The following is a 13100-nucleotide window of genomic DNA, read 5'->3' as shown; positions in this document are numbered from 1 at the left end:
GGACGGCATGAAACGTAATAATAAATTTTTCTCAATGTTATATGTAGTACTTTGCCTTGCTTTCTTTTACCTGCCGATCCTGGTGACGATGATCTTTTCCTTTAACTCATCCAAGTCACTGACCAGATTTACAGGCTTTTCCCTGCGCTGGTATCAGGAACTTCTCGGTAACGGGGAAGTAATTAAGGCAGTTTATGTATCTGTTACCATTGCGATCATTGCGACCATTGTTTCTACAATACTTGGAACCATTACAGCAATCGGTTTATCCAAATCAAAGAAGGTAATCAAGGAACTGCTTTTGAATATTAATAATATCCCTATCCTGAATCCTGAGATCGTAACTGCCATCAGCCTGATGCTGTTGTTCTCTTCTCTGGGATTTCGAAAAGGGTATCTGACTATGCTGTTGGCACATATTGCGTTCTGTACCCCGTATGTAATTACCAGCGTTTATCCGAAGGTAAGGGCTCTGGATCCGAATATGGCAAATGCTGCCATGGACCTTGGGGCAACACCTTTTCAGGCTCTGACAAAGGTTATCGTGCCGATGATCAAAGAGGGTATTTTCGCAGGTGCGCTGCTTGCATTTACCATGTCATTTGATGATTTCGTTATTTCCTATTTCGTATCAGGAAATGGTGTAAAGAATATCTCTATTGTTGTATATAATATGACAAAGCGTATCAATCCGACGATCAATGCTTTGTCAACCATCGTGATCGTAGTCATCATCGTGGTACTGCTTTTGTCCAATCTGCTTCCGAAGTTTAAGAATAAAGCCAGAAAGCTGAACAGGAAAGCAGTAAAAATTGTCTCTGCAGTTCTGGTTGTTGCTGTTACGGCAGGGCTGATCAAATGGGGATTCGTGGCACAGTCCACTCATGTGCTGAAAGTTTACAATGCAGGAGAGTACATGGATCTTTCCCTGCTGGAGGATTTTGAAAAAGAATATGATTGTACCATCGTATACGAGACTTTTGAGTCAAATGAGATGATGTACACCAAGCTTTCAAGCGGTGAGACTTATGATGTGCTGATCCCGTCTGATTACATGATTGAGAGACTGATCAAAGAAGAATATCTGCAGGCACTTGACTGGAAAGAAATTCCGAATAAGAAAAATCTGCTGAATGATGTCATGAACCAGAGCTATGATCCGGGTAACCGTTATTCCTGTCCGTATTTCTGGGGAACAGTAGGAATCCTTTATGATAAGACAGTAGTAGATGAGGCTGATCTGAAAGATGGCTGGAATCTTCTGTGTAATCCGAAATATAAAGGAAATATTTACATGTATGATTCTGAGAGGGATTCCTTTATGATAGCATTAAAAGCACTTGGGTATTCCATGAATACTACAAATGAGGCTGAGATCGAGGAGGCTTATCAGTGGCTGATCGATCAGCGTGACACTATGGATCCGATCTATGCAGGCGATGATGTGATCGACAACATGATTTCAGGAAACAAAGCGCTGGCAGTTGTGTACTCCGGAGATGCATCTTACATTATCAGTGAAAATCCGAATCTGGACTACTTTACACCGGAACAGGGAACCAACAGATGGTATGATGCAATGGTTATCACAAAGGACTGCAGCGAAGTACAGCTTGCCCATGAATTTATTGATTTTATGATCAGTGATAAATCTGCTCTTTCCAATACGGAAGAAGTAGGGTATACTTCTACAGTGAAGAGTGCTTTTGAAACCATGAAGGAGGGGGACTATGCCGGGATCAGTTCTTATATTCCGGATACAACCAACCCGAATAACGAAATCTTTGCTTATCAGCAGCCAAAGATCAAGCAGAAATTTGCGGAACTCTGGACAAAAGTAAAAGCAAAGTAAAAAAGGATAGCCGCTGTCTGCCGATACAGTGGAAGGCGGACAGTGGCTGATACAGACAACAATGCAGAGCATAAGAAGGGAGATCATTTATGAAAAAAAGAGTACTTGCAGTAGTGATGTGTGCATTAATGGCAGGAACAGCATTCACCGGATTCAAGGATGCAGGAGATGATAAAGAACTTGTTCTCTTTACATGGGAAGGAATGTTCCCGCAGGAAGTTCTGGATGATTTTGAAAAAGAGACAGGAGTTAAAGTTGTTTATTCAAACTTCGATACAGATGAAACCATGCTTGAGAAGCTTTCCATGGCAAAGGGCGGCGACTATGATATTGTAATCGCAGATGATTATATTCTGGAAACTGCGATCCAGGAAGGACTTGCAGAGAAGCTTGACAAGGATTCTCTGGAGAATATCGGAAATATCAACCCATTATATCAGGGACAGTTCTATGATCCAGACGATGAATACACAGTTCCTTACGGAGCAGGCATCCCGCTGATCGTTTATGATCCGGAACAGGTGGATATTGATATCAAAGGATATAAAGACCTCTGGGATCCGTCTCTTGAGGACAGCATTGCACTGACTGCAAACTATCGTGTGATCAATGGTATCACCCAGCTTTCCATGGGCGAGAGCATGAATGAAGAGGACGTTGACGTGATCAAGAAGACAGGAGAGAAGCTTCTGGAACTTGCTCCGAATGTACGTCTGATCCAGGATGACAATACACAGAATGCACTTCTCAACGGAGAAGCAAGTGTTGCATTTCTTTATACCTCTCAGGTAACAGCTGCTCTGGCTGAGAATCCTGATCTGAAGGTGGTATATCCGGAAGAAGGACTTGGATTTGGTATTATGGGTATGTTTATTCCAAGTGAAGCGCCGGATAAAGATGCGGCATATTCTTTCATGGATTACATCATGCAGCCGGAGGTTGCAGCGAAATGCACAGACTATATCGGCTATTACAGCACAAATAAAGCAGCAGATGAGCTGGTAAATCCGGATCTGGTAGTTCCGGATGACGTTACAAAGGGCGAGATCGTCCAGAATGTAAGCCAGGACGCAGACGCACAGTATCAGAAGAACTGGACTGAATTTAAGGCTGCCTGCGACTAAGGGGTTAATCAACTAAGGAGTTAATATGGATGTTTACAAGGGAACCGGTGCCTTTTCCGGAATTGCCATCGGTAAGATACTGTATTATCATAAAAGCGAATATCAGATGCGCCAGTACGAAATCACAGATGTGAAAACAGAGCTGAATATTTTCCGGCAGGCGCGCACCAGAGTCATGGAACAGCTGGAGGATTTATATGAAAAAAACTGCATAATTCAGGGAACCCAGGCAGAGATTTTTCTCAGACAGAAGAATCTGCTGGAGGGAAAAAGCTTTCAACGTGCCATTGAGAGTGTCATACAGAGTGAAAAAGTAAATTCTGCCTATGCAGTAATGACTACAAGGGATGAGATGCTTAAGACTTTCAGAACTCTGGAAGAGCCTGCGATTAAAGAACGGCTGGATAATATGCGGGAGATTTCCGACCGCCTGATCGGTGAACTGGGAGGTATCTCTCCCAGGATAGATCTTGGGGATGAGCCTGTGATCGTTGTGACGGAGAGTATCACGCCAACAGAACTGATGGAGATGGATAAGGATAAACTGATGGCTATTGTTACCCATCATGGTTCCGACATGTCTCATGCTGCCATTATGGCAAAAACAATGAATATACCGGCTCTGCTGGAAATTGACACAGATTCGGAGTGGGACGGACGGCAGGCTATTGTGGACGGATATACCGGAACTTTGTATATTGATCCGGATGAAGAGGTAAAAAAAGAATATGAGATCCGCAGGCAGGCTGATAAAGAAGAAAGAGAAGAACTTCTGAAATTAAGGAGAGAACCGGATATCACAAAAGATGGCAGAAAAATTGAAATCTATGCCAATATCGGAAATATGGACGACCTGAACAGTGTGCTGTATTACGGAGCTGCCGGGATTGGTCTTCTGCGCAGTGAATTCCAGTATCTTGGAAGAGAAAATTATCCTCGTGAAAATGAGCTGTTTCTTGCATACAAAAAGATTGCGGAGACCATGGGAGAAAAGCTCACCGTGATCCGTACGGCAGATCTCGGAGCAGACAAGCAGGCAGAATATCTGAATATCCCGGACGAGACAAATCCGATCATGGGGAACAGAGGAATCCGTCTCTGCCTTGACAGAAAAAGAATGTTCAAGGCACAGCTTCGGGCAATTTTCAGGGCGAGTGCATATGGAAACCTGGCGCTGATGTATCCGATGATCAGCTCAGAAGAGGAAATGGATGAGATCGAAGAAATTATCCGGGAAGTAAAGATTGGGCTGGATGAAAAAGGAATTCCGTATAAACATATTAAGACAGGAATCATGATCGAGACTCCGGCAGCAGTTATGATCAGCCGGGAGCTTGCCAGAAGAGTGGATTTCCTGAGTCTTGGAACCAATGACCTGAGTCAGTATACACTGGCGATGGACAGACAGAATCCGCTTCTGCGCAAGAAATATAATGACCATCACCCGGCAGTGCTGCGTATGATTCAAATGGTGATCGAAGCGGGACATGCAGAAAACAGACGTGTCTGTATCTGTGGGGAACTTGCAGCAGATACTGCCCTGACAGAAGAATTTCTGAGGATGGGTGTGGACTGTCTCTCTGTAGTGCCGGCATGTATTTTGCCGGTAAGAAAAGCACTGAGACAGGTAGATCTGTCCGGAGATGATAAAGGTGCGTGAATTTGGTGAAAAGTAAAGTGGTATTACTTCCCTGCCGGGAATATAATGAAGAAAAAATCTATATGCTGCTGAAACAGGGGCTGGATTTTCTGGGTGGAGTGGAGACTCTGATTCCAAAGGATGCGAAGATCCTGTTGAAGCCAAATCTGTTGAAAAAAGCAGAAGTTGAGAAAGCAGTGATCACACATCCTGCTGTAGTAGGGGCTTTTGCGCGAATCCTGCGGGAAAGTGGGTATGAGCATATTGTGCTTGCAGATTCCTGTGGTCACGGAACTACTCAGTCTGTAATCCATGGAACAGGGATGGATACTTATCTGGAAAAATACCAGATTCCGGCTGTTGATTATTCTGAGGGCGTGAAAACTGCTTATCCGCAGGGAGTCCAGGCAAAGGAATTTATCCTGCCAAAAGAACTGTTGGAGCAGGACTGTGTGATTTCCCTGAGCAAGATGAAAACACATGCATTAGAACGTATCACCGGTGCGGTTAAGAACAGCTATGGGTTTGTATATGGATTCCATAAAGCGAAGGGGCACACGCAGTACCCGAGTGCAGACAGCTTTGCCAGAATGCTTATTGATCTGAATAAATGTGTGGCACCGAAGCTGTATGTGATGGATGGGATTGTGGCCATGGAGGGCAACGGACCGGGTTCAGGGGATCCGGTTTCTATGAATGTACTGCTGATGTCCACAGATCCGGTTGCACTGGACAGTGTATTCAGCCGTCTGGTTTATCTGAAACCGGAGATGGTTCCGACAAACTATCATGGCGAGAAAATAGGACTTGGTACATGGAAAGAAGAGGAGATTACCCTTCTGACACCGGACGGGGAGATTCCCATGGCAGAGGCAGTGAAAAAATACGGAAATCCGGCTTTCAATGTAGATCGTACCGAAGTACGAAAGAATATCTGGACAAGAATGGCGGGAGCGTTAAACATTTTTCAGAAAAAACCATATATAGAAGCTGATAAATGTGTCCGTTGCGGGATCTGTGTGCAGAGCTGTCCGGTTCCGGGGAAAGCTGTGGATTTCAGAAAAGGCAAAGGAAAGCCGCCGGTATATGATTACAGAAAGTGTATCCGCTGTTTCTGCTGCCAGGAGATGTGCCCGAAGAAGGCAATCAAAGTGAAGTAGATGAAAAGCAGATAATAAAAAGCGCAACTGTTTATAGAATTGCCATGGTATTTTCGCAGAATCAGGACAGAGGAAAGCCGGACAATTACCAAAAAGCACATAACAGAGGATGAGAATATCTCGGATTGAGACAGATTCTATCCTAAGTTATGTGCTTTTTTGAGTCATATCCCTCTTTAACTGAATCAGGAAAGTTCCCTGCTTTGGCTGCGAATATTCGTTATTCGTCTGACTATGGCTGTCGAAGATACAAAATCTATCTTCCGAGGCTTCTGCTTATCTCGCGGATGAATTCCGGAGTAGTACCACAGCATCCTCCGACAACAGACGCACCATTTTCGATCAGAACCTTCATATGTTCAGCAAAGCTTTTGGCGTCCATACTGTAAATGGCATTTCCCTGATCATCAATCGTCGGCATACCGGCATTAGGTTTGGCAATGACAGGAATGGATACGTTCTCTTTGATATTGCGGACAACGGATACCAGCTGGTCAGGTCCTACAGAACAGTTGATTCCAACTGCCACAGCACCTGCACCCTCAAGGGCGATCGCAGCCTCCACAGCATTTCCTCCGCTGAAAATGCTTCCGTCAGCTTCTACGGTCATTGTACACATTACAGGAAGAGAACTTACGGATGCAGCAGCATCCAGTGCAGCAAGTGTTTCCTCGATATTGATCATGGTTTCCGCAGCAATCAGATCAACACCTGCATCCTCAAGAACCTTAATCTGTTCACAGTATGTTTCATATGCCATCTCATAGGTGAGATCACCGGCAGGCTCCATCATCTTGCCTGTTGTGGTAATATCACCGGCAACATAGACCTTATGTCCTACTGCCTCTCTGGAAATATTTACAAGTGCATGGTTCATTTCCGCAAGCTTATCCTGCAGTCCGTGAAGTCCGAGACTGTAACGGTTTCCGCCGAAAGTAGGTGCGTATACGATCTGGCTTCCTGCTTCAACATAAGCCTTTTGCAGATTCTGCAGAACTTCTTTGTGCTCCATGATCCATGCTTCTGTACAGATTCCTCTTGGCATTCCGGCGGCCATAAGATTGGAACCGGTAGCACCGTCGAGCAGTACAACATCCTGTGTCAGCTTCTGAAATTCTTCTCTAGTCATGGAAATTTCCTCCTGTGTTTTTCTATGAAAGTCCTGAGTGGCTGCCATGAATCAGTCATGTCTGCATGGGTAAATTCGTGGATACCGGACAGGATGACTTTCATATACTGTGACATTATAGCACAGCTTTCAGGATAAATGGAGAAAATTAATAAATTTTTATTTCATATGATGCAGTAAAAATTTCATCTTTGTCCAGAGTGTTGATATATTTCTTTTCCGGAAGCTCGCCCTTAAATCCAAAATCATCACAGCGTCCCATCCATGGTTCCAGACATACAAAAGGAGAACCCGGGACGGACCAGATGCCAAAGCTTGGAAATCCATGACAGATCAGTTCCACATAAGGAGTTCCGTCAGGGAAAGCGATGCCGGCCTTTTCAATCTGGCCATCAAAAATAAGGGCATCTTTGTCAAACATGTGAGCATCAATAAGGCAGGAACCATTCTCAAGCTCCAGTGTATAAGCTTTATCTGCGACCGCGGTGCCTGATGACATGTCAATCAGCAGATAGGAGAGGGAATCTCGGCCGTCGAAAGTAAGATGATATTGCTCCTGGGAGCCAATTCCTCCGGCAGGTACATTGAATGCAGGATGGCCGCCAATTGTAAAATACATGGTTTCATCATTAAGGCTGATCACTTCCCAGCATACACTGACCTGGTTCTTCTCCAGAACATGCTTGATCTTCAGCTCAAAATCATATGGATAATTTTCTCTTGTGGCATCAGAAGATTTCAGCCTATGGGTGATGGAATCAGCAGTCATATCCACGCAGGTAAATTCGCTGTCCCTGGCAAACCCATGCTGACTGGAGGGATATTCGACTCCATTAATACGATAGTGATCCTCAAAATGACGTCCCACATTAGGGAAAAGAACAGGGGCGTGGCGTTTCCAGTAAGCCGGATCTGCCTGCCAGATCACTTCTCTGTTATGTACTTTATCAAAAATGCTGCAAAGCTCAGCACCATGATCGTCTACAGATACTCTAAGATAGTCGTTTTCAATTGTATGGATCATAAATGAATCCTCCTTGATCGATAAATATTGTGTAACTGTTCAGCTGGCAGTATTCTGCAAATCACCGAAGGTGATTTGAAATGCATTTTGGTTCGTAACTGCGAAGGTACCGAATAGTCACGGACATTGATGTCCGGCAATTTTTAAAAAGGTTTTGATTGCTATAAGTTGATGCCGGAATCAATCTGTCTATAAGTATAACACATGGGCCGGATTAATTATAGTTATAAATATACAAAAATAGATCTGAAATGTCGTGGTAAATTGAAAAATACACTGATATAGTGACGAAATACAGAAACCATATGTGTAAAAACCACAATAAATGATTGACGAATAAAAAAATATTTGTTACAATTTACCTCAACGAGTCCTGCGGGACCAGAGCGTGTCTGAAAAATTGTGACACACATCTTGCGTAAAGCATTTTTCAGACACACTCTAAGACATAATGAACAAAACGTGAAAACAAGGAGGTCATTGCTATGGCGAAAAAAAGAAATATCATTGTTGGACAATCAGGAGGACCTACTGCAGTAATCAATTCCAGTCTTGCCGGAGTTTATAAGAATGCCATTGAACGAGGATTTGACAAAGTATACGGAATGCTTCACGGCATTCAGGGACTGTTGGATGAACAGTATATTGATCTGTCAACACAGATTCATTCAGAACTGGATATCGAATTACTCAAGAGAACACCATCTGCATTTTTAGGTTCCTGTCGCTACAAGCTTCCTGAGATTCACGAAGATAAAGCAATTTATGAGAAAATTTTTGAGATCTTAAATAAACTGGATATCTATGCGTTTATCTACATTGGCGGAAATGATTCCATGGATACGATCAAGAAACTGTCTGATTATGCGATTCTCACAGGACAGACTCAGAAGTTCCTTGGTGTTCCGAAAACAATCGACAATGACCTGGCGCTGACAGACCATACACCCGGATTCGGAAGTGCTGCAAAATATATCGGCGCATCCACAAAAGAAGTGATCCGCGATGCACTGGGACTTACTTATAAGAAAAATATGATTACGATCATGGAGATCATGGGACGTAATGCCGGATGGCTTACAGGTGCCACAGCACTGGCAAAATCTGAGGACTGCGACGGACCGGATCTGATCTATCTGCCGGAAGTGCCTTTTGATGTTGAGAAATTCCTTGCAAAAGTAAAAGATCTTCTGAATAAAAAAGCATCTATTGTAATCGCAGTTTCCGAGGGAATCAAGCTGGCAGACGGAAGATATGTATGTGAGCTTGGAAGCGTGGGAGACTATGTGGATGCATTTGGACACAAACAGCTTCAGGGAACAGCCACTTATCTGGCAAACTTCTTGGCAGCGGAGTGCGGATGCAAGACAAGAGCTGTTGAACTTTCCACATTACAAAGAAGTGCTTCCCATATGGCATCCAGAGTGGATATTGATGAAGCATTCATGGTAGGTGGTGCTGCAGTTAAAGCTGCAGATGAAGGTGACACAGGTAAGATGGTTGTTATCGACCGTGTTTCCGATGATCCCTACATGGCAGCTACAGGTATCTACGATGTACACAGAATCGCAAATGAGGAGAAACTTGTTCCGAGAGAATGGATGAATAAAGATGCTACAAACGTAACTAAGGATTTTGTAGACTATATTAAACCTCTGATTCAGGGAGATTATCAGCCTATTATGGTAAATGGTATGCCGAGACATCTGGTACTGAACATGAAAAAAGGCAGAAAGAAATAATTGATAGAAATTATAAACGGGCAGCCGGGCAGATCAACTTATCTGTTTTGCTTCCCGTTTTTTCCTGTTATATAATATATGAGATGTGAGAGAAAAATATAGATAAAGACCAGAATAAAGGACTGAGAAAACCTTAACAATAATAAGAATAATAAAATAAATCACTTTATGCAGAATGTATAAAAATTTTAGCTAATTTTAGCAGAATAACCTTGACGAAATGACACAAACTCTATAAAATGATTATGTGCGTATAAGAAACATATATTTACTTATGTGCGAAAGGTGTGGCTGTTCAGTTACTTCACAACAGAATGCTGAATAGTTACAAAAGAACAATAATTTAGGAGGAAAATGTAAAATGGCAAAATGGGTTTACATGTTTACAGAAGGTAACGCTAATATGAGAAACCTTCTGGGTGGTAAAGGTGCCAACCTTGCTGAAATGACAAACCTTGGTCTTCCTGTACCTCAGGGCTTCACAATCACAACAGAAGCTTGTACTCAGTACTATGAAGACGGAAGACAGATCAATGATGAGATTATGGCTCAGATCATGGAAGCAATCACCAAAATGGAAGGAGTTACCGGAAAGAAATTCGGTGACAAAGAAAATCCTCTGCTTGTTTCCGTTCGTTCTGGTGCGAGAGCTTCTATGCCAGGTATGATGGATACTATCCTGAACCTTGGTTTAAATGAAGACGTTGTTAACGTACTTGCTGAAAAATCCGGCAATGCTCGTTGGGCATGGGACTGCTACAGAAGATTCATCCAGATGTACTCTGATGTAGTTATGGAAGTCGGAAAGAAATATTTCGAAGAACTTATCGATGAGATGAAAGCTAAAAGAGGTGTTAAGCAGGATGTTGAACTTACTGCAGAAGACCTTCATGAATTAGCTGAACAGTTCAAAGCTGAATATAAAGCAAAAATCGGTGCTGATTTCCCAACTGATCCTAAGGAACAGTTAATGGGTGCTATCAAAGCCGTATTCCGTTCCTGGGACAACCCACGTGCGAACGTATATCGTCGTGACAACGATATCCCGTATTCCTGGGGTACAGCTGTTAACGTACAGATGATGGCATTCGGTAACATGGGTGATGACTGTGGTACAGGTGTTGCCTTCACACGTGACCCTGCTACAGGAGCTAACGGTCTGTTTGGTGAATTCCTTACAAATGCTCAGGGTGAAGACGTTGTTGCCGGTGTTCGTACACCTATGCACATCTCCGAAATGGAACAGAAATTCCCGGAAGCATTCGTACAGTTCAAACAGGTTTGCGAAACACTTGAAAAACACTACAGAGACATGCAGGATATGGAGTTTACTGTAGAGCATGGTAAACTGTATATGCTTCAGACACGTAATGGTAAGAGAACAGCTCAGGCTGCTTTAAAGATCGCTTGTGACCTTGTTGATGAGGGAATGAGAACAGAAGAAGAAGCTGTAGCTATGATCGATCCACGTAACCTTGATACTCTTCTTCACCCACAGTTTGATGCTGCTGCTCTGAAAGCTGCTACACCAATGGGTAAAGGCCTTGGCGCTTCTCCTGGAGCTGCTTGCGGTAAGATCGTATTCACAGCTGATGACGCTGTTGAATGGGCTGAAAGAGGAGAGAAAGTTGTACTTGTACGTCTTGAGACATCTCCGGAAGACATCACAGGTATGAAATCTGCTCAGGGTATCCTGACAGTTCGTGGTGGTATGACATCTCACGCAGCAGTTGTTGCCCGTGGTATGGGTGAGTGCTGTGTATCCGGATGCGGTGATATCGCTATGGACGAAGAAAACAAGAAATTCACACTTGCTGGTAAAGAATTCCACGAAGGAGACTTCATCTCCATCGATGGTACAACCGGTAACATCTACGACGGAATCATCCCGACTGTAGACGCTACAATCGCTGGTGAGTTCGGACGCATCATGGCATGGGCTGACAAGTACAGAACAATGAAAGTTCGTACAAACGCAGATACTCCTGCAGATGCTAAGAAAGCTGTAGAGCTTGGTGCAGAAGGTATCGGTCTTTGCCGTACAGAGCATATGTTCTTCGGTGAGGGACGTATCGATGCATTCCGTGAAATGATCTGCTCCGAAACAGCAGAAGAGAGAGAGAAAGCACTTGAAAAAGTTCTTCCATATCAGCAGGATGACTTCAAAGGTCTCTTTGAAGCTCTGGAAGGTAACCCTGTTACTATCCGTTTCCTTGATCCGCCTCTTCATGAGTTCGTTCCTACAGATGAAGCTGACATCAAGAAACTTGCAGATGCTCAGGGCAAAACTGTAGAGCAGATCAAGACTATCATCGCTTCTCTTCATGAGTTCAACCCGATGATGGGACATCGTGGATGCCGTCTTGCTGTTACTTATCCTGAAATCGCTAAGATGCAGACAACAGCAGTTATCCGCGCAGCAATCGAAGTTAAGAAAGCTCATCCGGACTGGACAATCAAACCGGAAATCATGATCCCACTTGTTGGTGATGTAAAAGAGCTTAAATATGTTAAGAAATTCGTAGTTGAGACAGCTGATGCTGAGATCAAAGCCGCTGGTTCTGACCTTCAGTATGAAGTTGGTACAATGATCGAGATCCCGAGAGCAGCTCTTACAGCTGATGAGATCGCTAAAGAAGCAGACTTCTTCTGCTTCGGTACAAACGACCTTACTCAGATGACATACGGCTTCTCCCGTGATGATGCAGGTAAATTCCTCAACGCATACTATGACGCTAAGATCTTCGAGAACGATCCATTTGCAAAACTGGATCAGGTTGGCGTTGGCAAGCTGATGAAGATGGCTATCGAACTCGGCAAACCGGTTAACCCGAACCTTCACGTAGGTATCTGCGGCGAGCATGGTGGAGATCCGTCTTCTGTAGAATTCTGCCACAAGATCGGTCTTAACTATGTATCCTGCTCACCATTCCGTGTACCGATCGCTCGTCTTGCAGCAGCACAGGCAGCTATCGCTGAGAAGAATGCATAATTAACATAATTGTTAAGGGGCAAAGCTAAATATCCTCTAAAGAGGTAAAATAGCCAACCAGCCCTAAAGTGTCCAAACGTAAAATTTGACCTTGGAGAATTGTAGAAATACAGTTCTTCAGGGTCTTTTTTGTTACATTACACAGCGGTATTCTTTTGTTTAACAACCGTAGCAAGAATTCCCTCACCTCTATAGGAAGGCCACTGAAAAAGTCCTTTTTGCGTATAAATTAACACAAAATAAAGTACATCAATCAACTTTGAGACACTGTATATAGTATGAAAAAACAGTTTTTCAGCGGCGTCCTATAGGTGATGGGATGAATTGCACATTCGAGCATGTCTGCTCAAATTTATAAAAAATCACAAAACACTTGTTCTGACACAATAAATATATTATAATAGAGAAAAGAACAATATGCTCTTGGGATTTGGACGG

The 13100-nt window shown here is 43.4% G+C and carries 8 protein-coding genes; 6 read left to right on the top strand and 2 right to left on the bottom strand.

The window, feature by feature from the left end; translation table 11 throughout:
• Positions 1-7 precede the first annotated feature (7 nt).
• The 4 genes from LI074_RS08380 to LI074_RS08365 all read left to right on the top strand — a co-directional run bounded on the left by LI074_RS08380 (position 8) and on the right by LI074_RS08365 (position 5775).
• Complete coding sequence (locus LI074_RS08380; RefSeq protein ID WP_118610963.1) at positions 8-1852, top strand: extracellular solute-binding protein; 1845 nt, start codon at positions 8-10, stop codon at positions 1850-1852.
• Positions 1853-1941: 89 nt separating this feature from the next.
• On the top strand, positions 1942-2976 hold the full coding sequence (locus tag LI074_RS08375; RefSeq protein ID WP_025577627.1) for a polyamine ABC transporter substrate-binding protein: 1035 nt from the start codon (positions 1942-1944) through the stop codon (positions 2974-2976).
• A gap of 25 nt (positions 2977-3001) precedes the next feature.
• Positions 3002-4636 carry a phosphoenolpyruvate--protein phosphotransferase gene (gene ptsP, locus LI074_RS08370; protein ID WP_025577630.1) on the top strand — a complete coding sequence of 545 codons (1635 nt, stop codon included), beginning with the start codon at positions 3002-3004 and terminating at the stop codon, positions 4634-4636.
• Positions 4633-5775, top strand: coding sequence for a DUF362 domain-containing protein (locus tag LI074_RS08365; protein WP_265107664.1), 1143 nt, complete (start codon positions 4633-4635; stop codon positions 5773-5775). Before ptsP ends, LI074_RS08365 begins: the two co-directional genes overlap by 4 nt.
• A gap of 256 nt (positions 5776-6031) precedes the next feature.
• Here LI074_RS08365 and LI074_RS08360 read toward each other — a convergent pair whose 3' ends face one another.
• Together LI074_RS08360 and LI074_RS08355 are read right to left on the bottom strand one after the other, a co-directional pair.
• A complete protein-coding gene (locus LI074_RS08360; RefSeq protein ID WP_022381265.1) occupies positions 6032-6904 on the bottom strand; it encodes a homocysteine S-methyltransferase family protein in 873 nt (290 codons plus the stop codon).
• A gap of 148 nt (positions 6905-7052) precedes the next feature.
• A complete protein-coding gene (locus LI074_RS08355) occupies positions 7053-7928 on the bottom strand; it encodes an aldose 1-epimerase family protein (RefSeq protein ID WP_173698089.1) in 876 nt (291 codons plus the stop codon).
• 485 nt (positions 7929-8413) lie between these two features.
• Here LI074_RS08355 and LI074_RS08350 point away from each other — a divergent pair, with 485 nt between their 5' ends.
• Entirely contained in the window at positions 8414-9670 is a 1257-nt protein-coding gene (locus tag LI074_RS08350; protein WP_008703460.1) for a 6-phosphofructokinase, read from the top strand.
• Positions 9671-10031: 361 nt separating this feature from the next.
• Positions 10032-12662, top strand: a complete 2631-nt coding sequence (ppdK, locus tag LI074_RS08345) for a pyruvate, phosphate dikinase (RefSeq protein ID WP_055058049.1) — start codon at positions 10032-10034, stop codon at positions 12660-12662.
• Positions 12663-13100: the final 438 nt, after the last annotated feature.

This window comes from Blautia sp. MSK18_10 (assembly GCF_020553185.1).
GTDB classification, from domain to species: domain Bacteria; phylum Bacillota; class Clostridia; order Lachnospirales; family Lachnospiraceae; genus Blautia_A; species Blautia_A wexlerae.
The sequence above is the reverse complement of the archived record's forward strand: the minus strand, read 5'-3'. Positions and strand labels throughout refer to the sequence as shown.